Source organism: Roseateles sp. P4_D2 (assembly GCF_056401875.1).
This window is the reverse complement of the sequence record NZ_JBFUIM010000021.1, coordinates 33,109-58,512: the sequence shown is the minus strand read 5'-3', so window position 1 is coordinate 58,512 and position 25,404 is coordinate 33,109. Positions and strand designations below refer to the sequence as shown.

Below are 25,404 nucleotides of genomic sequence, written 5' to 3'. Positions count from 1 at the left end.
ATGGGAGCTGGCTCGGGCTAGGTCAAGGCTCGCAAGCCCTGACTTCGCGCTAGATGCCGTGCCCCTTATCAGTGCGGCAGCATCTGCGCGCTGCCCGTCCAGCGCAGCAATTGCATCAGCGACGGTGCCTGCGTCTTGCCCAGCAGGTTGCGCACATGGCTGCGCACGGTGCTGACGCACAGACCGAGGTGACGGGAGGCGGCCTCCACCGGCTCACCGTCGGCCAGCAGCATCAGCACGTGGCGTTCGGCCTGGCTGAGGCGGCACTGGCGGGTCAGCGCGTCGATGCGTGCGGCCTGGGTCAGCACCGGCTGGTCCAGATGGATGACGAGCAGCAGGCAGCCGTCAGGCCAGCCCGAGGCACTGCTGATGGCCGGCGCAAGCGGCGCCGCGTGCAGCCAGCCGGTCGCAAAGCTGGGCGTGAACCACAGCCCGGTGCGCGAGGACGAGCCCGCGGCCGCCAGCGCCAGCACCTCGCCCAGGCGCTGTGCGTCCAGCTGCCCCAGGCCCATCAGGTGTTCGGACCGCGACTGCCAGAGTCCCTCTGCCAGCAAGTGCTCCGCACTCGTGTTGACGAACAGAAGGCGCCGATCGGGCAGCAGCACCATCAGCGGTTGGGGCAGGGCGCCCAGCACCTGGCGTGGCTGGGCTTCGTGGCCGACTCGGCGTTCGGTGTATGCGACGGGAACAGCTTGCAGCATTTGGATCTCCCTGAGCCTGTGTGGCGCAAAGGCGCCCTCGTTGATGTCATCAAGTTTGGTGATTGCAAGCCGGCATCGCCATTGCCTAGAAGCACACCAACCCATGCCACCGCGCATAGACCAAAAGGCCTGGCCAAAAGGCTTACCCGCAATCCACGATGGCGCGTTCCTGCGCCGATACCATGCAGCCCAGCGGGAGACTGCCGATGAAAGTTCTGTTGATTGATGATCACCCCCTGTTCCGAGAAGGCGTGGCACTGCTGCTGAAACCACTGGTGGAAGCGCTTGAAACCTGGGAGGCGGGCAGTTGCGAGGAGGCCTTTGCGGTGCTTGCCGAGCGCGGCGACGCCGATCTGGTCATGATTGACCTCGGCCTGCCAGGGCTGTCTGGCCTCGAGGGCCTGGGCCGGCTGCGGCGTGATCATCCTGAGGTGCCGGTCGTCGTGATGTCCTCGGCCGATGACAAGGACACGGTGCTTGCCGTGCTCGATGCGGGTGCGATGGGCTTCATTCCCAAGAGCTCGACGTCGCAGGTCATGCTGGGTGCGCTGCGCCTCATCCTTGCCAAGGGCATCTACCTGCCGTCGTCGGTGTTCCTCGGCGGCCGTGCGCTGACTCCCACCATGCCTGCACCGCTGGCACCGCCTGCGCAGGGGCGGCGCCCCGTCGAGCTGGGCCTGACACCGCGCCAGGCCGACGTGCTGCATCTGCTGCTACAGGGCAAACCGGCCAAACTGATCGGTCGGCAGCTGAACCTGTCGCTCAGTACCGTCAAGGCGCACACCTCGTGCGTGCTGCGGGCATTGAACGTGACGACGCGCACCCAGGCCGTACTGGCTGCGAGTCGCATGGGACTGTGCTTCGAAGAGCCGGTGCCGGCTCAAGGCTCTGCCGTTGATGCCAATGATTCCCTCATGGCTTCCAGCAACCGCTGAAGCCCGATCGGTTTGTGCAGCAGCCGGGCGCGGCAGGCTTGGGCTTGCGGCTGCAGGGCGGCTTCCGTGTTGGCCGTCACGATGACGGCGCCAATGTCTTCGTCATAGTGCTGGCGAAGCCGCGCGATGACCTCGAAACCATTGCGCCCAGCGCCGAGCTGGTAGTCGGTGACGATGAGATCCGGCACACGCAGATGCTGCTGCAACTGGGCCAGCATGTCGTCGCAGGAGGCCGCTGCAACGACGTGGCAGCGCAGCGCGAGCAGCGCGTCGACCAGGGCCTGGGCATTCGTCTCATCGTCGTCGACGACGATGATGAAACGACCCTCAAGCGCTTGTTGGCTGGCCGCAAGCCTTGACGAGACCTTCGCTGACCGCGTGGCGGGTCCGGCCAGCGGCATTTCGACGCGGAACACCGAGCCTTTGCCTACACGGCTGTCCACGCTGAGCCGGTAGCCCAGGATGTGGGCGCTGCGCTGCACGATGGACAGACCCAGCCCCAGGCCTTTCTCCTGGCCCGTGCCGGGCGCCTCGATGCGGAAGAACTCTTCGAAGATGGCTTCCTGGTAGCGGGGCTCGATGCCGGGCCCGCTGTCCCAGACCTCCAGTTCCACCCTGGCGCCGCGACGCCGACAGGCTACCAGCACGCCGCCTTCTCGCGTATAGCGGATGGCGTTGGCCACCAGATTGCCGGCGATGCGCGCCAGCAGCGCGGCGTCGCCCTTCACGACGACGTCACAGGGTCGCACGCGCAGCTTCAGGCCTTTCTCAGCCGCCTGCGGGGCCCAGATCTGTTCCAGCCCACGCAACAGCCAAGCCAGGTTCACATCCTCGATGTGGGCCTGCACCGTGCCGGCATCGAGTTTGGAGATGTCCAGCAGATTGCCGAACAGATTCTCCATCGTCGCGACGGAGGACTGGATCTTGTCGGCCAGGGCCAGGTGCTCGGAGCTGGACAGGCGTGCCTGCAGCACGCCCAGCAGCAGGCTGATCGAGTGCATGGGTTGGCGCAAATCGTGGCTGGCGGCGGCGAGGAAGCGCGTCTTGGCGGCGTTGGCGCGTTCGGCTTCGTCCTTGAGCTGGGTGAGTTGCTCGGCGCGTACGGAAAGGACGTCGCGGGCGTCGGAGAGTTCGGCGGTGCGGGCGGCGACCTTGGCCTCGAGGCTGGTATACAGATCACTCAGACGGGACGCCATCTGGTTGAAGTCCTGGGCGAGGTCTTCGATCTCGTCATGACGCCGAAGTTGCAGCGTCATGTCCAGATCGCCCGCCGCGATTCGGGCGGTGGCCTGCCGTAACGCGACGATGGGAGCGGCCATGCGGCGAGCAAACAAGATGCCCAGGATGAGAGCTGCAGCGCCACCGATCAGCATCAGCACGACGGTACGCCCCAGTGCGGCCCAGACGGGTTTGAACGCCGCGTTGCGCTGCTGCTCCATGAACACCACCCACCCCAGCTCCGGCACCGCTGCCGCAGTCACGATGACGGCTTCGCCCCCCAGGCTTTGCGTAGCCAGGCCGTGCACAAGAATGGAGCCAGCCTTGCTGGCGCGGGCTTGGCGTACTGCGGCGGAGTCCGCCATGCTTGGGCGGCTCAGTACCCAGGTGGGCTGGGCATGCGCGATGAGGTGGTCTTCGCCATCTACCACATACGCCAAGCCTCCTTCGCCGGCGCGCAGACGCGACACCATTTCGTTCAACAACCGCAGGTCTATGGTGGCGATGATGCTGCCGACACCATCAAACGCAGCCAGCCGAACGGTTGGAAGATGTCCGTCGCGAAAGAACGTCTGGCCGCGCCGCAGGCCTTCCTTGGCCGTGACGCGTGCGAGATCGGGCTCGTCGACCGGGATGCCGGCGGCAATGCGGTCCGCGCTGTGCTTCGAGGCGAACAACTGTTCCCGTCCCTGATCGTCGGCCACCTGCAAATCGATGATGGCCGGCACAAGCTGCATCAGTCGATGAACTTCTTCGCGGCGCTGCGGCAAACCGAAGCCTGGCCGCCCCCACGGCATCTTGGCCACGTCGCGCAGGCCAACCTGGATGACATTGAAGTAAGCCGAAATTTCCCGCGCTGCGCCTTCGGCCTGTGCCTCCTGGACAGCTTCGACACGCTCCAATGAGGATTGATAGACCAAATAGGCCTCGATGCCCCCTGAGACGAACAGCAGCGCGAGCGTCAGCCCGCACATCTGCACCGCATAGTGCTTTGTCAGCGACCGATACCGGGCGCCGGGCCGGCGCAGGTTCGCAAACATGTTGTACCTCACCGGACGACTATGTCCGCCCGCCGCACGACGGCAATGCTGGCAGGCGGTATGTTGATGTCGGGCGTGGTGCGCACAGCCAGCACGAAACGTTGCGGGCGCTCGATCGGGATGTCGCCTGCCTGCTCCCCTTGACGGATGCGCCTCACCAGCGAAGCGATGATGGGCCAAGCCTGTGAGGTTTCTGGAGCGTAGGCAAGCGGCGCGCCGGCAAGAACGCTGTCGGCGCCGCCAAAGATCACCGGCTTGCGCCACTTGCGCATGGTGTCAATGATTTCCTTGCTCGCCAACAGAGCGAGATAGGAACGCGGGACGCACCAGGCGTCGAACTCCCGGGCTTGCGGCGTAGCCAACAGGGCAAGGGCCTCCTCGAGCGAGTCGGCATGCAGCACGGATATCTGCAGGCCTCCCGGGCTGGACATGGCGGGCAGGATGCGTTCGGCATCGACGTTCTCGCTCCAGGAACGATCACCGAGCACGGCGATTCGACGGACGCCTGGATAGGCATCGCGGAGGATCTCGATGCGCTTTGGATCGAGGTCGTCCCGAATCCACAAACCGGTGGCGGGCTCCGGGCGGCGTGACAGCCCCGATACGACGCCGGACCTCACCGGATCGAGATAGCTGGTAAAGACCATGGGCAGCTGCGGTGCGACGCGGCGAGCCGCGACGGCGGTCGCGCCATTAGGTGCCACGAGCAGATTCGGTCTTGTTCCAGCTGCGAGCGCGACGAGGTCATCTTCGACCAGGCCATCCAGTCCGCCCACGGAGACGAATTCGATGGAAATGGCTGCATCGCCAGGCTGCCGCAATCGAGCCAGGGCAGTCTTGAGCCGTTCAAAGGACACATCGAGTGCGGGGGCGGCTCGACCCAGGAAGACAACCCGCCACTGCGGGAGCGACAGGGCAGTGTCGGCGCGCAGGGCTGCCGCCAACGCCAGACCTAAGACCAGTACCCATGCACGGGCCAAAAGACTGCTAGCCACCTCCCCCCCTTTTTTCTATCCTCGCGCCGCAAGTATCCATTTGCGCCAACACACATTAGAAGGGTGGGTCATGGAGAGAATCAAGCATCACTTTTGCTGGGTGAAGTCCGTTTCAGGTCCGCGCAAGGCCGCGCCAACACCCGCGGGTGTTGGCCTTGCCGACATGTCGATGGCATGGTCGCCAGGACACGCTTCGATGAGCGTTTCGCCCGCAGTTGAGGAATTCTCGATAGGTACCCTGGAGCCCAGGCATGCAGGCGTGCCGCCGGCCAAGCCGAAAACGAAGGCGGCTGAGGCAGCCAGGGCAGCCAAGGCAACTGCGGCGTTGGAGCCCAAGCACGCGGGTGTCCCCCCGGCCAAGCCGAAAACGAAAGCGGCCGAGGCAGCAGATACAGCTAGAGCAGCCAAGGCCGCTGAGGCGTTGGAGTTCCGGCAAGCAGGCGTTCCGCCGGCCAGCCCGCTTGCCGCCACGAGTCTCAAATCTCTCGTCCCACCTCCTCCTCCGGCCTATGACCCCGACACAGGCGTCAAGAACGGTCCGGTGCCTCCAGCGCCTGTTCAGATGATTTTTGCCGGAGCCTCAATGGCTGGGGCCTGGGCTTTTGACGGGCTGCGGCTCACCGGCGCGCCGGACGGCGGCGGATTGCGACACGAGTTCCAGGTGGTGATCGGTGACAAGTCCGAGGCCTATGCATGGCTGAACGGCCCTGACGGAAGGAAGTGGCTGCTCGATGCAAAGGCGGTCTCGCTCATCACCTTTGCCGTCATGGGCGTCTATTGAGGAGCCGTCATGACCTGGTTTGCTGCGAATCCATTCCCGGCCTCTGCCTGGGCCGACGATGTCAAAGACCTTGCGCGACAGAAGTTGGAGTACTTGCCAGTCGACTGGCGAACCCGCATCAGTCTTGCCGGCCCCAATCTGCGGGACATCGAGAAGGAGTGTCTGGACGTGCTGGCTGCCACTCAAGATCGGCACGCGAATGAGAGCGACATTAAGCATGAAGCGGAGGACGTCTATACGGCCATCGACAAGGTCCAGCAGCTTATCGGCCCCCTGGTTCCACAGCAATCACCGCCTGCGACGGCGGAATTGCTCCAGGCCACATTGTGGGACGCCGTCCCCGCGACCTTCAGCTTCAAGGAGCAGTTCAATCGCGGGCGCCCTCACCACTGCTGTGATCTGCCGCTGAATCCGATGTTCCAGCGGCCGTCCCCGCGGTATCCAGGCCATCCCGCGTATCCGAGCGGGCACTCGACGCAGGTGCATCTGGTTGCGGAGCTCTATGCGCGCATGTTCCCCACGCTGAGATCGCGCCTTTATCAGGCGGCCCAAGGCGTGGCGCGGCGTCGCGAAATCGCCGGTTTGCATTTCGCCAGCGATTCGGCGGCCGGCGCTCGCCTTGCGGTTCTGCTCGTCGACGAATTTTTGAAGGTTCCCGCCTTGCTTGGCTTGTTCAATGAGGCCAAGTTCGAATGGCCTCACCTGACGCCGTGATCGTGAATCTGCTCTGTTGATGGCTCCGGACGTCGGGCTGCCGCGCCAGCCAGCGGCCCAACCCAGGTAAGGCCTTCGATGGGTTTGCGGGGAGCTCCGTCGCCGTCGGGTGCCAGCTTCCGCCGCGTCGCTGTGGTTGAAGTCCTGCTCTTGCGCGCATGCGCTGCTGCTCCGGATGGGATGGCCTTTGCCTGATTCCCGCTGATCGCCGGCGAATCGATTGGCAGGCCCTAAGTCGACCGACCATGTCAATCGAGTTGAGAAGACCGGCGCTTCAACCATCCCAGCACGCCGAGCCCCCAACCCAAGCAACACCCACGTCCCCGGCGCCGGCGCCGCTTGCGCCTGGAATACCGCGGCGCCCTCGGCCGAGAAGCTGAACGACGTGAACTGATACGTCTCGTTGTTGGCTGAATAGCTGGCCTCGCCCAGCAGCCCATGGTTCAGAGCGCTATTGCCCTGGCGCAGGAAGCTGTCGATCTGAAAAGCCCACTGGCCTGAAACGCATTGGGGGCGGTTGAGCCGAGGAAGCGGAACTCGATCTGCACATTGCCGAAGCTGATGACGCTGCCCGTATCGAAGACGAACTGGTCGGTGATGAATCCGCTCTGCGCATTCCCCTCCACCTCCAGCACGATGCGGCCGGCGGCCTAGTTGGCGAAGCTACCCTACACATGCAGGGTGCCGGGCGAGTTGCCAGGGCTGAAGACGCCGCGGTTGACGATGTTGCCGATCGGCGTGCTGGTGCCGCCGACAAAGCCCTTGGCGCGATCTCGATCTGGTCGGCCGTGGAGTCGCCGGCCAGACTCATATGCGGCCCGCTGCCGCCGGAGCTGAAACCACGATGCCGCTTAGGGGCAGGTTCGCGTGTCTGCACTGTCGCGCCGTCGGTGATGCTCAGCTGATCGCTGCTGTCGGTGCCGCTGCCGACGGTGATGAAGGGATTGGTGCCCAGGGTCTCGAGCCGGCACCGCTGACCTTGATGCGGCCGCTGGAGGCTGCGCTCGGCCTGCTTGATGCCAAGGAAGGAGCCGAGCCGCTTCGAACCGCGCGAGCTGGCCGATGAGTGGCAGGGCTTGGCGCTGTCCGGCGGCCAGACGGCCGTCGTGCGGCTGCCCTTGTAAGGCCTGGCCCAAGCGCGTGAGCATCCGCCCAGCACTGTCGTCGATCACATGCGCAAGCTCTGCCAGCGCCTGGGTGGCGCGTCCGGTGCGTCAGCCGGTCGAGCGGATCAGACCCGTGGCGCCGCATTGATCGCCAGCAGCCCATCGAAGATCAATCCTTCGATGAGTTCATGAGGCGCATCCAGCGCCGGCGCCACCTTCCAACCTGCACCGCCCGTCATCAGCAGCAGGGGCTCGCGGCCCTCGCGCTTGGCCAGCAGGCGGAACATGCGTTCGATGGCGCCGGTGATGGCGAAGGTGCCTCCCGTGGTCAGCGCGTCGCTGGTGTTGGTCGGAAAGTTGCGCACCTCGCCGGTGGGCACACGCAGGCCGGCGGTGCCGCCTTCCAGCGCGCGCAGCATGATGCCGTGGCCGGGCAGGATGAGGCCGCCCAGGAACTCGCCGTCGGTGGACAGCGCGTCCACCGTCACCGCCGTACCCACCATGACCACCAGCACCGGGCCTTCGAAGCCGCGCTTCTTGGCGTGCGCATGGGCGCCAATGACGGCCACCCAGCGGTCGGCGCCCAGGCGCGTCGGGTGGTCGTAGCCGTTTCTCACACCGGCCGCCTCGGCGGCGGGCACGACCCAGCGGGGCACCAGGTCCCAGTGCTCCATCTGCTCCTCGACACGGCGGCGCACCGCGTCGCCGGCCACGTTGCTGCCCAGAATGCGTGACGGCGGGGCCAGGGCTTGCCAAGCCTCATCGGCGAGGCGGTCGATGTTCTCCAGGAAAACGGCACCGTGCTGCGTCGGCGGGCTGCCAGGTTCGGCGCCGTCTTCATAGACGGCCCACTTGAGCCGGGTGTTGCCGATGTCGATGGCCAAAAAGCTCATGGTGGGCTGTGCCGTGAACGATGCCGCGAGCCTACCAGCGCATTTGTATCTGCCCGTGCGGGTTTCTGCTTCAATCAGCGGCTATTTCTGATTGCCCTTTCCCACGAGGAGAACCGCCATGCTGCGACGCCTGCGTATCCAAGCCCGCCTCTGGCTGGCCTTCGGCATCATCCTGGCGATGACGGCGCTGCTGGTTGCCGTCGGTGGCTTTGGCCTGAACGTGTCGCAGAAGGCCATCCAGGGCATCACGCAGAAGCTCATCCCGACGTCCAACATCACCGTTGCGGCCCGCAGCCACCTGCTGCAGAGCAAGACGGCCACATCGACGCTGGTGGCCTCCATCTTCAACAAGGAAGGCATGGCACGGGCCCGCAAGGAGTGGGACGGCGCCCAGGCGGGCCTGGACAAGGCGATGGACGACTTCGGCAAGATGACGACCGAAGACAAGGGTCGCGAGGCGCTGGCGAAGTTCCGTGTGCTGATGGCCGACTACCGCAAGGCCGTCAAGCCGGTGGCCGACAAGATCAGCGCAGATGGTTTCGCCGACGCCCAGTCGGCCTTCGAGGAGATGAAGGCTGCGGACGTCGCCTATGAGCCGGCGCTGTCCATGCTCAACAACATCGAGGCCGACCTGAAGAAGCGGGGCGATGACATCTTTGCGACGGTGGACAAGCTGGTGGGCAACGTCTTCGTCGGCTTCATCGTCGCCTTCGTCGTATGCGTCATCGTGGGCGGCGCGCTGGCCGTGCTGATCTCGCGCTCCATCATCGGCCCGCTGGTGGCAGCCAAGCGCTTTGCCGAACGCATGGCCGGCGGTGACCTGTCGCGTGCTCCCGAGGCCAGCGGCACGGACGAGTCCGCCGAGATGATGCAGGCCCTGGCCGCCATGCAGAAGTCGCTGTCCGAGATCGTGGGCCAGGTGCGCGAATCGGCCGAGAGCATCCAGGTCGCCTCCAGCGAGGTGGCCAGCGGCAATATGGACTTGTCGCAGCGCACCGAGCAGACGGCGTCCAACCTGCAGCAGGCTTCCAGCTCGATGACGCAGCTGACCGGTACCGTCAGCCAGAGCGCTGACTCGGCCATGACGGCCAAGCAGCTGGCCGGCGCCGCCGCCGAGACGGCCGGCCGCGGTGGCGAGGTCGTGTCGCGCGTCGTCAGCACCATGGGCGAGATCAACAATGCCAGCCGCAAGATCGCCGACATCATCGGCACCATCGACGGCATTGCCTTCCAGACCAACATCCTGGCGCTGAATGCCGCAGTGGAAGCGGCCCGCGCCGGCGAGCAGGGCCGCGGCTTCGCGGTCGTCGCCGGCGAAGTGCGCTCGCTGGCCCAGCGTAGCGCCGAGGCGGCGCGCGAGATCAAGGCGCTGATCGGCGCCAGCGTCGAGCGCGTCGAGGCCGGCACGCATCTCGTCAACGACGCCGGCACGACCATGACCGACATCGTCGGCTCCGTGCAGCGTGTGACCGACATCATTGGCGAGATCAGCGCTGCCGCCGTCGAGCAGAGCCAGGGCTTGCGCCAGGTCAACGGCACCGTGACGGAGCTGGACCAGATGACGCAGCAGAACGCTGCGCTGGTGGAGGAGTCCGCCGCGGCGGCTCAGTCGCTGAAGGAACAGGCCGTGCGGCTGGCGGGGCTGGTGAGCAGCTTCAAGCTGAGCTGACCGGGACTGCCGGCAAGCGGGCGTCGCTGCTGCCGCGTCGACGGGTGAGCCGATGACGGCAACCTCTGACAAGCCTTGCAGTCAGTGCCACCGAAGTGAATTGATGTGCGCGAGGCCGAGAGCCCGAACGAACTCCGCATAGCTCGCCAGGAGTTGTGCGGAGCTTCCTGAAGGGGTTGGGGCGATTGATTTCTGATCAAGTCGCCGTGAACTTGCTTGCGGCTCAATGAACCCGCAGCACCTCAAACCGCTGTCGGATCAGAGCCGCCTGTATCGACACCTCGTCACCCTCACATTTGCCCAGCATGGCCTTGCCCAACGGGGATTCGCTGCTGATGACCTGAATGGTCTGAGCGCCGCTGACCAACTTCATGCTGCCCCCAGCCGGGCCGAGAAAGAGCTGTTGCTGCTTGTCGTCGGCATCGACCAGGCAAACCAGCGCGCCGAGCTGTATGCCTTTGCTGGCGTCGTAGGGGCGCGGGCGGAATTGGCGCCAATTGGCCATCGCCTGGCGGATGGCTTGGGCGCGACGAGCTTGGCCGGTGGCCAGGTAGGCCGCTTCCAGACCCAACGTGTCGTATTTGTTCTCGGCGATATTTTCTTCGTGAGTTGCCGTTTCATGGGCCGCCCGCGCTGCCTGTTCGGCTTGCAGCAGGTCTTCGGCGAGCCGTTCCAACACCTGCTGCGGCAGCAAGAATTTATCCATGATGAAAGGTAGACATCTCGAACAAGCGGGCGCGGATCGTGATTGTGAAGGGCTCCACCAGCTTTCGAGGCTTCTGTTGACTGCAGCCACACTTCGGCCTTGGTCGAATGACGCTTGTCACGGGCCTCTGGCGAGGCCCCGCGGTGCGACCATTGGCCACCCTGCCTCCAGTGACCTGGGGCTGCGATCCAGATCGACGTGCGTAGCTGCACAGACCTCACCCATGCACGCATCGACCCTGACACCGCACGCACCACTCACCACCCCAGGGCCACAGTTGCCGCGGCTCTACACCTTTCGCCGCTGCCCCTACGCCATGCGCGCACGGATGGCGCTGCTGCAGGCCGGGCGGGCCTTCGAGGCGGTGGAGGTCAGCTTGCGCGACAAGCCAGCAAGCTTGCTGGCCCTATCGCCCAAGGCTACGGTACCAGTGCTGCAGTTGCCCGATGGCAGCGTGATCGAGGAGAGTTGGGACATCATGCGCTGGGCACTGGCCGCGCCCGATGCGCAGGGCTGGTGGGCGCGGGCGCAGTCGCCTGCGAACCTTGACCTGGTACAGCGAAACGACGGCGACTTCAAGCATCACCTGGACCGCTGGAAGTACCCCCAGCGCTACGCGAGTGAGACCCTCACGCCAGACGCACACCGCGACAGGGCGCTGGATGTGCTTCTGCGACCGCTAGAGGCACGGCTGCAAAGCGCGCCCTGCCTGGGCGGCGCCACGCCATGCGCCACCGACTTGGCAGTGTTGCCCTTCGTCCGCCAGTTCGCCTCGGTGGAGCCGGGATGGTTTGCAACGCTGAACCTGCCATCGGTATGTTCCTGGCTGAACGGCTGGCTCGTCAGCCCGCTATTCGTTGCGTGCATGTACAAGTTACCCGCGGAAGGTGCGATTCGCTTTCCGTCGCTCTAACGCTTGCTTGGCCGTCGATCAAGCGATCGGTCGCCGCTCGGCATCGTTGGCCTCATCACAAATCGCGTCGATCTGTTCAAGCCGTGACGCGGCGCCTTCTGCCGTGGTCCCATTCGCCGACGGTGCCCTTACAGCGCCTTGACGACGATACGGTCTCCTGAATAGGTCACGGGAATAGCAGGCGCATCGAAGTCGACCGTGCGGTCGCCGGGTTTGAGGAAGCGGATGTTGAAGGTTCTCTTCGTCACCATGCCCGCATAGCCCCCGGAGCGCGGCCCGATGGTGACTTCGGCGCGCTTGTCGTCATAGACAAACGGGATGCGCGTGTACTGGCCGGCCTGGTACGAGTTTGAGATGCCGTCGTCCTCGTAGAGGCTGTAGCTTCCATCGGCGCCGGTATAGACGTGGATGGTCAACGGCGCGTCGGGCTTCTCGTCCACATATTGCGTGACGGGCCCCATGGGCACGATGGCGCCCGCTTTGACGAAAACGGGCATCTGGTCCAGCGGGGCGGCCACGGTTCGCGTCTGGCCGCCCTTGACCGTCTCACCCGTCCAGACGTTGAACCAGGTCGATGTGCCCGGGAAGTAGACCGGGCGGGACGTTGCGCCATACCGCGTCACCGGCGCCACCAGCATCGATTTGCCGAACAGGTATTGGTCGGCGATCTTCTTGGCCGTGGCGTCTGCCGGGAAGTCGAGGGCCAGGCCGCGCATGATCGGCGCACCCTCGTAGTGGCTGTCCGCGGCAGTCGTGTAGATATAGGGCATCAGCCGGTAGCGCAGCTCCAGGAACCACACCATGTTGGCCCGCATGGCGGACCCCTCGGGCGAGATTTCATGGATCTCGCGCTTCACGCCTTCGCCGTGGCTGCGCATCAAGGGTGACAAGGTGCCGAACTGCCACCAGCGCTGGTTCAACTCCTGCCACTCCTTCAGGTCTTCGGCGGTACGCACGCCGCCTGCCGCGCGGTTCTCCTGAAGCCCTGCGACCGACTTGTCCTGGAACCGGGCTTCCTGGGAATAGCCGCCGATGTCGTGCGTCCAATTGGGCACGCCCGAGAACCCGGTCTGCACACCCGCCGAGATCTGCTTGTACAGGCTGTCCCAGGTGCCGACGACATCCCCCGACCACACGGCCGCCGCGTTTCGCTGCACGCCCGCGAAGCCGGAGCGGGTCAGGATGAATTGGCGCGCGTCCGGGCGATCCCGCTTCAGGCCGTCGTGAACGGCCTGGGTGGCCATGGTGGCGTAGGCGTTGGTCACCAGCGCACCCGGCCCCATCTGCGTCGGCGTGATCAGTTCGGCGAGTTCTTCGGGGCTGGCGTTGGAGCGCACGTCGGGTTCGGTGTTGTCCATCCACCAGGCGTCGAAGCCGAGGTCGACCAGGGGCTTCTTCATCTGGCGGTAGAAGATGTCCCGCGCTTCCTGGTTGTAGGGCGAAAAGTGGCTGTTGAGATGGCCCGCGCCGACCCAATCCTTCATGCCGAGCTCGACATTGCGGCGCCACATATAGCCCTTGGCGTCCAGCTCCTTGTAGTTGGCGGTGTTGGGATAGAACTTGCCCCAGATCGAAATCATGATCCGGGCATGCTGGCGATGAACTTCATCGACCATGCCCTTGGGATCGGGGAAGCGCGCCGCATCGAAGGTGTGGCTGCCCCACTGGTCTTCCGGCCAGTAGAACCAGTCCTGCACGATGTTGTCGATGGGCCACCGATTGGCGCGGTAGGTCTTGAGCACGCCGAGCAACTCGGCCTGCGTGCGGTAGCGCTGCCGGGATTGCCAGAAGCCGTAGGCCCATTTCGGCATCATCGGCGGGATGCCGGTGAGCTGGTGGTAGCCGCGAATGACGCCTTGGAGTGAATCGGCGCCTATGAAGTAGTAGTTCAGGCCGGTGCCGGCTTCGGACGTGAAGCGCAAGGAGTGCTTGTCGGCGGCCGGCTCGGGGTCGGAGTGGTGCAGCGAGATGAGGCCGCTCGTCAGCCGCCATTCGACATGCAGGCTGACCGGCTTGCCTTGGCTGAACGGCTGCTCGAAATTGTTGTACCAGCCGTTCCAGTTCGCGCGCCAGATGCCATGGTCGAAGACGGTCTTGCCGTCGACCTTCAGCGTCACGTAGTCCGAAGCGAACAGGCGCATCTTGTGCAGCCCCGGCTTGTCGGAAGTGGCCGTGCCCTCCCAGACGACCTTGACCTTCTTGCCGCGGGTGGCTGCCCGGCTCAGCGCGGCGTCGGAGGGCCAGTAGTAGCGGACATCGCTGAGGAACTGATAGCGGATGTCGGGCTCCACGCGGGTCAGGACCAATTGGTCGTCGACGTAGTACTTCGCGGTCAGGCCGCTGGTGCCGTCCAGGGCCGTGAGCTTCAGGTCGCGACTTGCCAGCCCGAAGCGCTGCGGATTGCCGAAGCGCGTGACGGCGTTGTTGTCCCAGAGCACGCCGTAGTTCCTGTCGGACACGACGAACGGGATGGCGATGTCCATGTTGTGCTGGCGCAGCTCGACGTCTTCGCCATTCAAGTCCATCTGCGCGTTCTGGTGCTGCCCCAGGCCGTAGAAGGCCTCGGTCGTGCCCCGGTTGAACTGGACGGAAGGCGCGACGTAGGGCCGGCCCTCGACCATGACTGGCTGGAGGTCGGCCCGCTCAGTCATCAGCACGGCGACACCCTTGCCGTCAAGGAAGGTGACCCGGCCATCCTTCAGCGACACCTGGGCCGACGCCTTGCCTGCATCGAGCGTCACGGCATCGGGGCCGGCCGTCACGGCGAAGCGCCCGCTCGGCTTCGCGATGGCCATCAGCGACTCCAGCTGCGGACGCGCCGGATCGTCGACGCCGGTGACGTGGATGATGGCCTCCGTGATGGCATTGAGGCGAAGCTCCTTCACGCTGCCCGTATCGGGCCTCACCAACACGCCCGTGGGCGTTTGCTGGTAGGTGCCGGCGAAGGAAGCCGCCGTCGCCAGCAACGTCGTGGCGAGCACGGAAAGCGAGAGTGATGGCGTCATGTCGTTCAGGCCGCAGCAACCGTCAACGTGGTGGTCTTCAGGTCGACGCTGTTGGGGCCGGCCATGATGGTGAAGCTGCCGGGCTCGACGACGCGCTTCATGTCCATGCCGTAGAACTGGAGTTCTGCTGGCGTGATCGTGAGGGTCACGGTCCGCTTCTCACCGGGCGCCAGCGTCACGCGGGCAAAGCCCTTGAGCTCCTTGACCGGTCGCGTCACCGACGAAATGTCATCGCGGATGTAGAGCTGCACCACCTCGTCGCCCGCACGCTTGCCCGTGTTGGTGACGTCCACCGAGACCGTCACGCTGTCCGCCGGGCCGATGGTGGCCTTGGACAGGCGCGGCGCTGACAGCGCAAACGTCGTGTAGCTCAGGCCGAAACCGAAGGGATAGAGCGGTGTGTTGTCTGCCCCGAGGTAGCCACGGTTGGCCGTCGGCTTGGCGTTGTAGTACACGGGTAGCTGCCCCACGTTGCGGGGGAAGCTGATCGGCAGCTTGCCGCCCGGGTTGGCGCGGCCGAACAGAATGTCAGCCGCCGCATGGCCGGTTTCTTGGCCGAGGTACCAACCCTCGATGATGGCGCCGGCCTTGGCCTGCAGCAGATTGATCGCCAGCGGCTTGCCGTTGAGGAGGAAGACGACCGTCGGCTTGTTCAACGCGAAGATGGCGGCCGCCAGGTCGTTCTGCTGGCCGATCAGTTCCAGCGAGTCGCGGTCGCCCAGATGGGTGTCCGACCACGCCTCGCGGGTGGTCTGTTCGTTGTCGCCCAGCACCATCACGATCGTGTCTGCCGCCTTGGCCGCCTCGACGGCCTCCGCGATCAGGCGGGCATTGACCGCCGGGGCGATGAAACGCACTTCGTCTTCCGTCCACTCGCGCTTCTCGGTCAAGCGCACGGCTTCCCGGTACTCGAAGGCGAAGCCCTGCGACTTCGCTTCGCCGGCCAGTGCGTCGTGGATCGACACGACATGACGAGGAATGTCGGAGTAGCCGCCGATGGGCGTGTCCTTGGCATGCGTGCCCAGCAGCAGCAGCTTGCCGACCTTTTTGCCGTCGAGTGGCAGTACCCCGTCGTTCTTCAACAGCACGACGGATCGCACCGCCGCTTCGCGCGCCAGGGCCACCGCGTCCGGTGTGGCGGTCAGGCCGTCCGCCTTGGCGGCGTCGACGTAGGGGTCTTCGAACAGTCCGGCGAGGAACTTCAGCTCCAGGATGCGGCGCACGACCACGTCGAGCTCGGCCTCCTTGATGCGGCCGGCCTTCACCAGGTTGACGAGCTCGGGGAAGCCGCCGGTGTCAGGCGTTTCGATGTCGACCCCGGCGGTGAAGGCGCGATAAGCCGCCTCCTTCATGTCAGGCACCAGCCGGTGGCGCGACACCAAATCCCCGATCGCGAAGTAGTCCGAGACCGTCAGGCCCTTGAAGCCCCATTCGCCGCGCAGGATGGTTTTCAGCAGCCACGGGTTGGCATGTGAAGGGATGCCGTCGATCTCGTTGTACGACGGCATGACGGCCGCGATCGGCGTCTCGCGGATGATCTTCTCGAACGGCGGGAAGAAGACTTCGCGCAGCACCCGCTCGGAGATCTGCGCCGGCGCGGTGTTGATGCCGCGCTCGGGCTGGCCATGGCCGGTCATGTGCTTGAGCGTCGCCATCACCTTGGCCGGCGCCAGCTTGCGCTCTGTGCCGGAGAAGCCAATGACGGCCGCCTTGCCCAGCACGCCCGTCAGGTAGGGGTCTTCGCCCAAGGTTTCCTCGACACGCCCCCAGCGCGGATCGCGGCAGACATCGACGACCGGCGCCAAGGCGAGGTTGGCACCCCGCGCCCGCATCTCCCGCGCGCAGACCGAATAGATCCGCTCGATCAGCGCTGGGTCGAAGGAGGACGCCAGGCCGATCGCCTGCGGGAAGCAGGTCGCGTCGCGCGCCGCGTAGCCATGCAGACTTTCCTCGTGCATGAACAGCGGAATGCCCAGCCGCGTGCGCTGCACCGCCCAGGCCTGGGCGGCATTGACATAGGCTGCCGTCTCGGCCGCCGTGCGGTTGGCCATATTGGCATCTGCGCCGGCGTTGGTGTTGTCCACGCCCTTGCGGTCACTCGGCCGGGCAAGCATGCCCAAGCCGTGCGGCAGCGCCTGCGCGGCCTGCGCCGCGTCGAAGTCGCCGCGTTCGTTCTGCACGCGGTTCTTGCCGATCCAGATGCACATGGTCTGGGCCACCTTCTCCTCCAGCGTCATGCGGGAAAGCAGGTCCTTGACGCGCACCGCCACGCCTGCGGACGCCTGCTTGTAGAGCGGCTGATCGGACTGAGCCGCCACCGCATGGCCTGCCGTGGCAAGCCCGACGGCACCGACACCTTGGACAAAATTGCGACGCGTCACACCGGCAGTACTCATGGGTCTCCTTCGTAGGCGGTTCAGTCTGGGCGCGCACCCTAACGCATGGCGGCGCATGGCGGCAGGCACTGGCGGGAAAGGGGGCTCACCCGCGCGGGGCAGAGTATTGCAACCCGCCAGTCGGCGCGCGATGCCTAAGCACGCTTGCGGCCGCAGTGTCACATCCACGTCTTGGACAGCTGCGCCGCCCGCTAACCGCGAACGTTGAATGTCAGCTTTGCGGCCGCTCAACAGGCCTGGTGCGGACTCCGATTCGGGTCGGTTCCGCCAGCTCGTTGGCCACGATAGCTGTCGTTGACCCGCCCGGCGCCCCGGGTCACGGTCGTCTCAAGCGCGAGCGTCGGTGAATGGCCGGTCCCGGTGGTCCAGCAGTCGCTCAGTCGGCACCCCGTTCAATGACAGTTGCCGCCGACAGCGGCCATCAGGTCGCGAAATCTGGGTGGCAGCGTTCAGCCTGGAGCTGCTCTCGCCGCGGTCGGGATCAGTGCCGAGCGGGCTCCTCAGCCGACCTTGCGTTGGCCATGCTGCACCGCATCGAGCGCCGCATGCGCAGCCACCTCGCCGATCACCAGCAAAGCCGGGCTCTTCAACCCCTCGCGCTCGATGCAGTCGGGCAGCTCGGCCAGCGTCGTCACCGCGTGGCGCTGCTGTGCCGTGTGCGCCGCGCTGACGATGGCGGCCGGCAGATCCGGGCGCAGACCGGCACCCAGCAACTTGGCCGTGATGTCGGCCGCGCGGGCCACACCCATATAGATGACCAGGGTCAGGCCCGTGCGGGCCAGGGCTGCCCAGTCGGGCTCGGCACGTCCTTCGCCAGGGTGGCCGGTGACGAGGACGACGCCGGGCGAGGCGCGACGGTCCGTCACCGGGATGCCGACGGCGGCGGGGCCGGCGATACCGCTGGTCAGGCCGCTGACCACTTCGACGTCGAGGCCGGCCTCGCGCAGCGCGTCGACCTCCTCGCCGCCACGACCGAAGACGAAGGGGTCACCGCCCTTGAGGCGCACGACGCGGTGGCCGGCGCGGGCCTCGCGAATCATCAGCGCGTGGATGAAATGCTGGTCGGTACTGATGCAGCCGCCGCGCTTGCCGACGCGCAGCAGTCGGCCCTTCACAAGGGCCAGCACGCGTGGGTCGATGAGGTCGTCGGCGAGGACGACATCGGCCGCCTCGATACGTTTCAAGGCGCGGACGGTCAGCAGTTCCGGGTCGCCGGGGCCGGCGCCGACAAGGGAGACGGTGTGGTTCATGCCGGAACTTCCTCAGGCGTTGTGCTGACGAGGCGGCGCAGCGCCGGCAGGCAGGAGCCGCACTGGGTGCCGCAGCGCTTTTCGCCCTGCAGCTGCGACAGGCGCTCGGCCGGGCTGCCGCTGCAGCGGGCCAGCGTCAGGCGGATGACGTCCTCGCGCACGTCAAAGCAGTTGCAGACCTGCGGGCTGGCGGCCACGGTGTTGGTGGGCGGCGTGCCGGGCGACAGCAGCCAGCGGCCAACCGTCGATGCCGCAGTGCGCTCGCGCCAGAGGTCGACCAGCCAGGCGCCTTCGTCGTGCTGGCCAACACGCAGCAGGGCCTGCAGCGGTGCGGCCTGCAGATCGTCGCCGTCCAGGTTCAGCAGGCGCAGGCGGCCGCGCTGGGCATCGGCATAGCGCAGCACGGCGGGGCTGTTCAGGCCCAGCACGGCGGCGAGTTCATCGACCAGCTCGGGCGCGGGCGCTTCGGCGCAGGCGGCTTCGAAGGCCCAGCCCACTTGTTCACCCTTCGCCGGTTCGGGCAGGCAGTGCGCGTAGCCGAAGCGGGGCATCAGCGCGCGCAGCTGCTCGCGCAGGCGAGGGCCGTCTGCGGGTGCGACCCAGGCGCAGGCGCTGAGGCGCCAGGGCAGGTCGGCCGGCTCGATGGCGACGGCACTGAACTTCAGCTCGGGCTGCTTGGAGTCGGGGCAGAAGGCGCCCTGCGTCACGGCGTTGACGCCGAGCTGGGCGCCGATGAACTCGTCGCCCCAGTGCATGGCGACGTCGGCGCCGGCCAGGGGCACGTTCTCATCGAGCTTGAGTTGCAGCACGACTTCGCCGCGGCGCGAGCGCACGTGCACGAGCTCGCCGTCGGCCAGCTTGCGGCGCGCGGCGTCGCTGGGGTGGATGCGCACCAGCGGTTTGCCTTCGTGGGCAAACAGGCGCGGCACGCTGCCGCTGCGGCTCATGCCGTGCCACTGGTCGCGCATGCGGCCGGTCGTCAGCGCGAAGGGGTGCTTGGGGCTGGCGGTTTCGGCAGTGGCTTGATACGGCTTGGTGATGAAGCGGGCGCGGCCGTCGGCGGTGGCGAAGCGGCCATCGGTGTAGAGCCGTGCCGTCGGGCCGGTGACGAAGGGCCACTGCTGCGGGCCTTCGGTGTCCAGCGTGACCCAGGACAGGCCGGTGATATCGAGGTCGCGGCCGCGCGTGGCTTCGCGGTGTTCCAGCCAGAGGTCTTCCGGCGTCGTGGCCGTCAGGCGAGGCTGTCGGCCCAGGCCGGCGTCGATCAGCGCGGCGATGTCACTCACGATGCGCCAGTCGGCACGGGACTCGCCGGCCGCCGGCACGGCCGGGCGCACGCGGCTGATGCGACGCTCGCTGTTGGTGACCGTGCCTTCCTTCTCTCCCCAGGTGGAGGCGGGCAGCAGATAGTCAGCGTAGCGCGCCGTGGCCGTGTGGGCGAAGGCTTCCTGCAGGATGACCAGCTCGCAGCGCTCCAGTGCCTGGCGCACGGTGGCCTGGTCGGGCATGGACTGGGCGGGGTTGGTGCAGGCAATCCACAGCGCCTTGATCTCGCCGCGGGCTGCGGCCTCGAACATTTCCACGGCCGTGTGGCCGCGCTTGCCGGGCAGGTCAGGCACACCCCACAGCGAGGCGATCTCGGCCCAGTCCTCGGCCTTGCCCGGGTCGCGGTGGCCCGGCAGCAGCGTGGCCATGCCACCGCTCTCACGGCCGCCCATGGCGTTGGGTTGGCCGGTCAGCGAGAAGGGGCCGGCGCCGGGCTTGCCGATCTGGCCGGTGGCCAGGTGCAGGTTGATCAGGGCCGTGTTCTTCGCGGTGCCGCTGCTGCTCTGATTGAGGCCCTGGCAGTAGAGGCTGAGCGAACTCGGTGAGGTGGCGAACCATTCAGCGGCCTGCCAGATGTCGGCCTCCTTGACGCCGCAGACCTGGGCCGCGCGGGACGGCGCCCAGTCGCGCACCAGCTCCTTCAGCGCGTCGAAGCCTTCGGTGGATTGGGCGATGAAGTCGCCCGCCGTCCAGCCCTGCCAGATGGCGGCATGCAGCAGGCCGTGGCACAGCGCCACGTCGGTGCCGGGGCGGATCTGCAGGTGCAGGTCGGCGAGCTCGGCCGTCTCGGTGCGGCGCGGGTCGATGACGATCAGCTTGTGTGCGGGCTTGTTGGCGCGCGCTGCTTCGAGGCGGCGGAACAGGATGGGGTGGGCCCAGGCCGGGTTGGCGCCGCTGATCAGCACGCAGTCGGCCAGCTCGATGTCCTCGTAGCTGCAGGGCGGCGCGTCGGCGCCCAGGGCCTGCTTGTAGCCGACCACGGCCGAACTCATGCACAGCCGCGAGTTGGAGTCGATGTGCGGCGTGCCGATGACGGCGCGGGCCAGCTTGTTGAAGGCGTGATAGTCCTCGGTCAGCAACTGGCCGGAGATGTAGACGCCAATCGATTCGGGGCCGTGCTCGGCGCGGATGGCCAGCAGCTTGTCGGCGATCTCGCGGTTGGCCTGATCCCAGCTGATGATCGCGGGCTGAGCCCCACGCTCGGCGCGACGGGCGGGCTCGCGCAGGCGCTGGTGCTGGATGACGACCGGCGTGGCCGTCAGGTGCAGGTTGGTGCCCTTGGTGCACAGCCGGCCGAAGTTGGCCGGGTGGTCGGGGTCACCGCGCACGCCGGTGATTTGGGTGTCGTCATGCTCGATCACAACACCACAGCCGACGCCGCAGTAAGGGCACGTGGATTTGGTTTCGCGCATGGTCATACCCGCCCTCGGCTGTGGAGCCCCTCGCTTGGCGAGGGGATGAGAGGGGAGTGCGCCGTGTCACCGCAATGCGGATCGCACTTCCGCGCGTATCCGCAGCCGACGCCACAGTAGGGGCAGGTGGACTTTGTCTCGCTCATGTTCTTCTAGCCAGGCAGGTCTTCGCCGCTCAAGCCACCGCAATCGAAATCTTCGGGCCTGCAACAGGGGCAGGAAGGTCCAAGGCCAGCGTGGCCAGTTCCGTCTGCAGCAGGAAGACTTCACCGCCCTCCAGCTTCACGCGGAAGCTCGGCGTGCAGCCCTCATCGGGTTCGCGGGCCGTGCCGTCATTCAGGCCGATCGTCCAGTTGTGCAGCGGGCAGGCCACGCTCTTGCCGAAGACGATGCCCTGGCTCAAGGGGCCGCCCTTGTGGGGGCAGCGGTCCAGCAGCGCGAAGACCTCGTCGTCGGCGTTGCGGAACAGCGCCACGTCGATGCCGGCGGTGCGCTGCACACGGCGCGAGCCCAGCACGGGGATGTCCTGCAGGGCGCAGATGCGGGTCCAGTCGTCCATAGCGTCTACCTCAGTTGTCCAATCCGAACCTGACGGGCCGAGCGACGGGCCGCTCCCTAGCCGGCCCGCGCTGGCGATGTGCTTGCCGGTCGATCCGGCAAGCATCGCCGTCCCCGCGGGGGCTGAGGCCGGACACAAGGCGCCCAGTGGGCGGCTTGTGCCTGCCGAAGGGCTGCGGCGCGAGCCGCAGCGCGGTCTGCAAGACCGACTGGACTCGCTCGCGTTCAGCGACGCGAGGCTGGGCGAGGGGCAGATTCATGCCAGCTGGCGGGCAAACTGCCCCGTCACGGTTTCCATCACGGCGAGCAGGTTCTCGCTCGCCACGAAGACGTTGCTGGCCGTTTCCGGCCCCTGGCTTTCGCCGGCCAGTGCCGACTGCAGGAAGACCCATTGGTTGCGTGCAAGGTCCAGGTTGTCGCGGATGGCGGGCGTTCCTTCAGGGGCCGAAGCCAGCACGCGCATGGCGGTCTCGAACTCGGCGCGAGCCTTGATTGTTTCCTTGCTCACGACGTCGGATCGAGCGCCCTGCTGGCCGGCCATGAAGAACAGGGCCAGTCGCTGCGACAGCATGCGCTGCCGGCCCGACATGTTGACCAGCATCGCGGTCGCCGTGGTGGAGCGCTGCTGCAGTTGGCCGGTGGCGACGTGGGCCAGGCTGAGCATTTCGCCGGATGTTTGCAGCAGTTCGTCGACGCGCTCGCGGCTGGGCTTGCTCTGCAGCAAGGCGCGGTAGTCGCCAAAGCGGTGCTGCATGGCCTTGTAGCTGCCGGCGATCTCGGGCGTGGGCGCAAAGGCGAGCAGTTCGCTCAACTGGCGCTCGAAGCGGGCCTCGCTGGCCTCCAGCACCTGGCGCGCACGCGGCGCCAGCTCGGGACGCAGCTGGCCAAGCCAGGCCTTGCCCATGCGCTGGCTGAGCATGCGCTGGGCGCCAGCCTTGTCGATGGCTTCGCCGAGCTGGCTGATGCGGCTCTGAGCCAGGGCAGGCCCGGAGGCCAGGCTCGCGAGAAGAATGACGCGGCGGTTCAGCATCAGACGGCCACCTTGTCGAACTGGCGCAGGTCCACGTGGGCCTTGTCGAAGTCGAACCACGGGTCTGGCTCGCCATCCAGGCTGAACTGCAACTGCGCCCACAGCGCCTTGCGGTTGTCGGCGTCCTCGAGGATCTTCTTCTTCACATGATCCAGGCCGACGCGGGCGACGTAATGCACCGTGCGCTCGAGGTACCAGCCCTCCAGCCGGTAGAGCTGCAGGAAGGCGCCGCTGTACTCCAGCACCTCCTCCGGCGTCTTCAGCTTGCAGAAGAACTCGGCCACCTCGGTCTTGATGCCGCCGTTGCCGGCAACGTAGATCTCCCAACCCGAGTCGACGCCGATGACGCCGACGTCCTTGATGCCGGCCTCCGCGCAGTTGCGCGGGCAGCCCGACACGGCGATCTTGACCTTGTGCGGCGCGTACATGCGCCAGAGCGCCCGCTCCAGGTCTTTGCCCATCTGCGTCGAGTCCTGCGTGCCGAAGCGGCACCATTCGCTGCCCACGCAGGTCTTCACCGTGCGCAGCGCCTTGGCATAGGCATGGCCTGAGGGCATGCCGATGTCCTTCCAGACGTTGACGAGGTCTTCCTTCTTCACGCCCAGCAGGTCGATGCGCTGGCCGCCGGTGACCTTGACGGTCGGGATCTGGTACTTGTCCACCGCGTCGGCAATGCGGCGCAGCTCCGAGCTCGTCGTCTCGCCGCCCCACATGCGCGGGATGACCGAGTAGCGGCCGTCCTTCTGGATGTTGGCGTGCGAACGCTCGTTGATGTAGCGGCTCTGCGGATCGTCGATGGCCTCCTTGGGCCAGGTCGAGATCAGGTAGTAGTTGATGGCCGGGCGGCAGGTGGCGCAGCCATTGGGCGTCTTCCAGTCCAGCGCGCGGAACACCTCGGCCGAGGTCAGCAGATGGGCCAGGCGAATCGTGTCGCGGGCGTCCTGGTGGCTGGCGTCAGTGCAGGCGCAGATTGCCTTTTTCTTCGGCGTGGCCGAGTAGTCGCCGCCGGCGGTGAACATGATGAGCTGTTCGACCAGCCCGGTGCAGCTGCCGCAGCTCGCGCTCGCCTTGGTGTGCTTGCGCACCTCGTCCAGTGTGAACAGGCCCTTGTCGCGGATGGCCTTGCAGATGGTGCCCTTGGCGACGCCGTTGCAGCCACAGACCTCGTCCGTGTCAGCCATCGCGGCCGCGCGGCTGACGCCCTGATGGCCGACGTCGCCGATGTTGGCCCCCGCCTCGCCGAACATCAGCTTGTCGCGGATATCGCCGATCTTGCGGCCCTCGCGCAGCAGCTTGAAGTACCAGCCGCCGTCCACCGTGTCGCCATACAGGCAGGCGCCGACGAGCTGGTCGTTCTGGATGACGAGCTTCTTGTAGACGCCGGCGAAGGGGTCGCTCATGACGATCTCCTCCGTGCCCGCGCCGCCGGTGAAGTTGCCGGCACTGAAGAGGTCGATGCCGGTGACCTTGAGCTTGGTGCTGACCGAGGAGCCCAGGTAGCGGCCGATGCCGAACTGGGCCAGGTGGGTGGCGCAGACCTTGCCCTGCTCGAACAGTGGCGCCACCAGACCGTAGGCGATGCCGCGGTGGGCCGCGCATTCGCCGACCGAGTAGACGCGCGGGTCGGTCACGGTCTGCATCGTGTCGGTGACGACGATGCCGCGGCTGCAATGCAAGCCTGCTTTCTCGGCCAACGCGGTGTTGGGGCGAATGCCGGCGGCCATGACGACGAGGTCGGCCGGTACGTCGATGACCTGACCGTCCTTGTCCTTGAGCTTGATGGCCTGGACCCGGCCCGAGGGGCCGGCCACCAGTTCCTGCGTCTGCGCGCCGAGCATGAAGTTCAGGCCGCGGTCGACCAGGGACTTGCGCAGCAGGTCGCCGGCGACGCCGTCGAGCTGGCGCTCCATCAGCGTGTCGACCAGGTGCACGACCGTGACCTGCATGCCGCGCAGCATCAGCCCGTTGGCGGCTTCCAGGCCGAGCAGGCCACCGCCGATGACGACGGCGTGCTTGTATTTCGTCGCCGCGTCGATCATGGCGTTGGTGTCGGCAATGTCGCGGTAGGCGATGACGCCATCCAGATCCTTGCCAGGCACCGGCAGCACGAAGGGATTCGAGCCGGTGGCGATCAGCAGGCGGTCGTATTCCGCCGTCGTGCCGTCGGCCGCGATGACGCGGCGGCGCACGCGATCGATCTCGGTGACCGTCTTGCCCAGGTGCAGCGTGATGCCGTTCTCCTCATACCAGGAGAGCGGGTTCAGGATGATCTCTTCGATCGTCTGCTCGCCGGCCAGCACAGGGCTGAGCAGGATGCGGTTGTAGTTGGGGTGCGGCTCGGCACCGAATACGGTGATGTCGTAGAGATCCGGCGTGATCTTCAGCAGCTCCTCCAGCGTGCGCACGCCGGCCATGCCGTTGCCCACCATCACGAGCTTCATCTTCTTCATGCCGGACTCCATACAACAAAGCTGGTCTGCCCTTTGCTTTGCAAGGCATGTGCCAGCGATGAAGCTGGCCTTCAGACCTGCCGCAGCGTGAGAAATCAACCTCAAACGCCCAGCGACGCCCCACGCCGAAGCGTTTGCTAGCCCGGTGCGGGTGCACTCATCCCTGAAACTGCACCAAGATGAAGCCACTCGTCCAAGGCCTTGCCTTGGCCGGTCCCCCGAGGGGACGGCGATGCTTGCCGGCTCGACCGGCAAGCACATCGCCAGACGGGCCGGCTTGGGAGCGGCCCGGCGCTCGGCCCGCAA

At 66.5% G+C, this 25,404-nt stretch carries 18 protein-coding genes; 5 read left to right on the top strand and 13 right to left on the bottom strand.

What is annotated here, in order from left to right:
- Nucleotides 1–68: 68 nt before the first annotated feature.
- Entirely contained in the window at nucleotides 69–701 is a 633-nt protein-coding gene (locus AC1DW0_RS28110; protein ID WP_056204618.1) for a helix-turn-helix transcriptional regulator, read from the bottom strand.
- Nucleotides 702–859: 158 nt separating this feature from the next.
- Between AC1DW0_RS28110 and AC1DW0_RS28105 the strand changes: the two genes are divergently transcribed.
- On the top strand, nucleotides 860–1,636 hold the full coding sequence (locus AC1DW0_RS28105; protein WP_477949333.1) for a response regulator: 777 nt from the start codon (nucleotides 860–862) through the stop codon (nucleotides 1,634–1,636).
- Here the strand turns inward: AC1DW0_RS28105 and AC1DW0_RS28100 are convergent.
- Both AC1DW0_RS28100 and AC1DW0_RS28095 read right to left on the bottom strand, forming a co-directional pair.
- The gene (locus AC1DW0_RS28100; protein WP_477949347.1) at nucleotides 1,582–3,009 is read right to left on the bottom strand and encodes an ATP-binding response regulator; all 1,428 of its coding nucleotides are present in this window, start codon (nucleotides 3,007–3,009) and stop codon (nucleotides 1,582–1,584) included. The two genes, AC1DW0_RS28105 and AC1DW0_RS28100, sit on opposite strands and share 55 nt — an antisense overlap.
- A gap of 893 nt (nucleotides 3,010–3,902) precedes the next feature.
- Nucleotides 3,903–4,838, bottom strand: a complete 936-nt coding sequence (locus tag AC1DW0_RS28095) for an ABC transporter substrate binding protein (protein ID WP_477949331.1) — start codon at nucleotides 4,836–4,838, stop codon at nucleotides 3,903–3,905.
- Between the two features lie 121 nt (nucleotides 4,839–4,959).
- Here AC1DW0_RS28095 and AC1DW0_RS28090 point away from each other — a divergent pair, with 121 nt between their 5' ends.
- Both AC1DW0_RS28090 and AC1DW0_RS28085 read left to right on the top strand, forming a co-directional pair.
- Nucleotides 4,960–5,670, top strand: coding sequence for a hypothetical protein (locus AC1DW0_RS28090; RefSeq protein ID WP_477949329.1), 711 nt, complete (start codon nucleotides 4,960–4,962; stop codon nucleotides 5,668–5,670).
- A gap of 9 nt (nucleotides 5,671–5,679) precedes the next feature.
- The gene (locus tag AC1DW0_RS28085; protein WP_477949327.1) at nucleotides 5,680–6,384 is read left to right on the top strand and encodes a phosphatase PAP2 family protein; all 705 of its coding nucleotides are present in this window, start codon (nucleotides 5,680–5,682) and stop codon (nucleotides 6,382–6,384) included.
- A 443-nt stretch (nucleotides 6,385–6,827) separates the two neighbouring features.
- On the opposite strand, the gene AC1DW0_RS28080 is transcribed toward AC1DW0_RS28085, so the two are convergent.
- A complete protein-coding gene (locus AC1DW0_RS28080; protein ID WP_477949325.1) occupies nucleotides 6,828–7,019 on the bottom strand; it encodes a hypothetical protein in 192 nt (63 codons plus the stop codon).
- A 596-nt stretch (nucleotides 7,020–7,615) separates the two neighbouring features.
- On the bottom strand, nucleotides 7,616–8,383 hold the full coding sequence (locus AC1DW0_RS28075) for a type III pantothenate kinase (protein WP_477949323.1): 768 nt from the start codon (nucleotides 8,381–8,383) through the stop codon (nucleotides 7,616–7,618).
- 118 nt (nucleotides 8,384–8,501) lie between these two features.
- Between AC1DW0_RS28075 and AC1DW0_RS28070 the strand changes: the two genes are divergently transcribed.
- Nucleotides 8,502–10,052 (top strand): methyl-accepting chemotaxis protein, encoded by a 1,551-nt coding sequence (locus AC1DW0_RS28070; RefSeq protein ID WP_056204591.1) that lies wholly within the window; start codon nucleotides 8,502–8,504, stop codon nucleotides 10,050–10,052.
- Between the two features lie 223 nt (nucleotides 10,053–10,275).
- On the opposite strand, the gene AC1DW0_RS28065 is transcribed toward AC1DW0_RS28070, so the two are convergent.
- Complete coding sequence (locus tag AC1DW0_RS28065) at nucleotides 10,276–10,758, bottom strand: GreA/GreB family elongation factor (protein WP_477949322.1); 483 nt, start codon at nucleotides 10,756–10,758, stop codon at nucleotides 10,276–10,278.
- A 223-nt stretch (nucleotides 10,759–10,981) separates the two neighbouring features.
- Here AC1DW0_RS28065 and AC1DW0_RS28060 point away from each other — a divergent pair, with 223 nt between their 5' ends.
- Nucleotides 10,982–11,671, top strand: coding sequence for a glutathione S-transferase (locus AC1DW0_RS28060; RefSeq protein ID WP_457389988.1), 690 nt, complete (start codon nucleotides 10,982–10,984; stop codon nucleotides 11,669–11,671).
- Between the two features lie 128 nt (nucleotides 11,672–11,799).
- Here the strand turns inward: AC1DW0_RS28060 and AC1DW0_RS28055 are convergent, their stop codons facing one another.
- The 7 genes from AC1DW0_RS28055 to nirB form a co-directional block, all read right to left on the bottom strand.
- A complete protein-coding gene (locus AC1DW0_RS28055) occupies nucleotides 11,800–14,676 on the bottom strand; it encodes a TIM-barrel domain-containing protein (RefSeq protein WP_477949320.1) in 2,877 nt (958 codons plus the stop codon).
- A 5-nt stretch (nucleotides 14,677–14,681) separates the two neighbouring features.
- Entirely contained in the window at nucleotides 14,682–17,072 is a 2,391-nt protein-coding gene (locus AC1DW0_RS28050; RefSeq protein WP_477949317.1) for a glycoside hydrolase family 3 N-terminal domain-containing protein, read from the bottom strand.
- Nucleotides 17,073–17,572: 500 nt separating this feature from the next.
- Nucleotides 17,573–18,322, bottom strand: a complete 750-nt coding sequence (gene cobA / locus AC1DW0_RS28045; protein ID WP_056204574.1) for a uroporphyrinogen-III C-methyltransferase — start codon at nucleotides 18,320–18,322, stop codon at nucleotides 17,573–17,575.
- A complete protein-coding gene (locus AC1DW0_RS28040) occupies nucleotides 18,319–21,060 on the bottom strand; it encodes a nitrate reductase (protein ID WP_477949345.1) in 2,742 nt (913 codons plus the stop codon). The genes cobA and AC1DW0_RS28040 overlap by 4 nt, the downstream gene beginning before the upstream one ends.
- Before the next feature lie 175 nt (nucleotides 21,061–21,235).
- Entirely contained in the window at nucleotides 21,236–21,619 is a 384-nt protein-coding gene (gene nirD, locus AC1DW0_RS28035) for a nitrite reductase small subunit NirD (protein ID WP_056204572.1), read from the bottom strand.
- A 255-nt stretch (nucleotides 21,620–21,874) separates the two neighbouring features.
- Nucleotides 21,875–22,648 (bottom strand): type IV pili methyl-accepting chemotaxis transducer N-terminal domain-containing protein, encoded by a 774-nt coding sequence (locus AC1DW0_RS28030; RefSeq protein ID WP_457389985.1) that lies wholly within the window; start codon nucleotides 22,646–22,648, stop codon nucleotides 21,875–21,877.
- Nucleotides 22,648–25,098 carry a nitrite reductase large subunit NirB gene (gene nirB, locus AC1DW0_RS28025; protein WP_477949314.1) on the bottom strand — a complete coding sequence of 817 codons (2,451 nt, stop codon included), beginning with the start codon at nucleotides 25,096–25,098 and terminating at the stop codon, nucleotides 22,648–22,650. The genes AC1DW0_RS28030 and nirB overlap by 1 nt, the downstream gene beginning before the upstream one ends.
- Between the last annotated feature and the right edge of the window lie 306 nt (nucleotides 25,099–25,404).

Bases quoted from the DNA above. Each gene is read 5' to 3' on its own strand.
- AC1DW0_RS28065 (WP_477949322.1), bottom strand. From the start codon at position 10,758: ATGGATAAATTCTTGCTGCCGCAGCAGGTGTTGGAACGGCTCGCCGAA.
- AC1DW0_RS28110 (WP_056204618.1), bottom strand. From the start codon at position 701: ATGCTGCAAGCTGTTCCCGTCGCATACACCGAACGCCGAGTCGGCCAC.
- AC1DW0_RS28040 (WP_477949345.1), bottom strand. From the start codon at position 21,060: ATGCGCGAAACCAAATCCACGTGCCCTTACTGCGGCGTCGGCTGTGGT.
- AC1DW0_RS28050 (WP_477949317.1), bottom strand. From the start codon at position 17,072: ATGAGTACTGCCGGTGTGACGCGTCGCAATTTTGTCCAAGGTGTCGGT.
- AC1DW0_RS28090 (WP_477949329.1), top strand. From the start codon at position 4,960: ATGGAGAGAATCAAGCATCACTTTTGCTGGGTGAAGTCCGTTTCAGGT.
- AC1DW0_RS28055 (WP_477949320.1), bottom strand. From the start codon at position 14,676: ATGACGCCATCACTCTCGCTTTCCGTGCTCGCCACGACGTTGCTGGCG.
- AC1DW0_RS28105 (WP_477949333.1), top strand. From the start codon at position 860: ATGGCGCGTTCCTGCGCCGATACCATGCAGCCCAGCGGGAGACTGCCG.
- AC1DW0_RS28100 (WP_477949347.1), bottom strand. From the start codon at position 3,009: ATGCTGATCGGTGGCGCTGCAGCTCTCATCCTGGGCATCTTGTTTGCT.
- nirD (WP_056204572.1), bottom strand. From the start codon at position 21,619: ATGGACGACTGGACCCGCATCTGCGCCCTGCAGGACATCCCCGTGCTG.
- AC1DW0_RS28060 (WP_457389988.1), top strand. From the start codon at position 10,982: ATGCACGCATCGACCCTGACACCGCACGCACCACTCACCACCCCAGGG.
- AC1DW0_RS28075 (WP_477949323.1), bottom strand. From the start codon at position 8,383: ATGAGCTTTTTGGCCATCGACATCGGCAACACCCGGCTCAAGTGGGCC.
- cobA (WP_056204574.1), bottom strand. From the start codon at position 18,322: ATGAACCACACCGTCTCCCTTGTCGGCGCCGGCCCCGGCGACCCGGAA.
- nirB (WP_477949314.1), bottom strand. From the start codon at position 25,098: ATGAAGAAGATGAAGCTCGTGATGGTGGGCAACGGCATGGCCGGCGTG.
- AC1DW0_RS28085 (WP_477949327.1), top strand. From the start codon at position 5,680: ATGACCTGGTTTGCTGCGAATCCATTCCCGGCCTCTGCCTGGGCCGAC.
- AC1DW0_RS28030 (WP_457389985.1), bottom strand. From the start codon at position 22,648: ATGCTGAACCGCCGCGTCATTCTTCTCGCGAGCCTGGCCTCCGGGCCT.
- AC1DW0_RS28070 (WP_056204591.1), top strand. From the start codon at position 8,502: ATGCTGCGACGCCTGCGTATCCAAGCCCGCCTCTGGCTGGCCTTCGGC.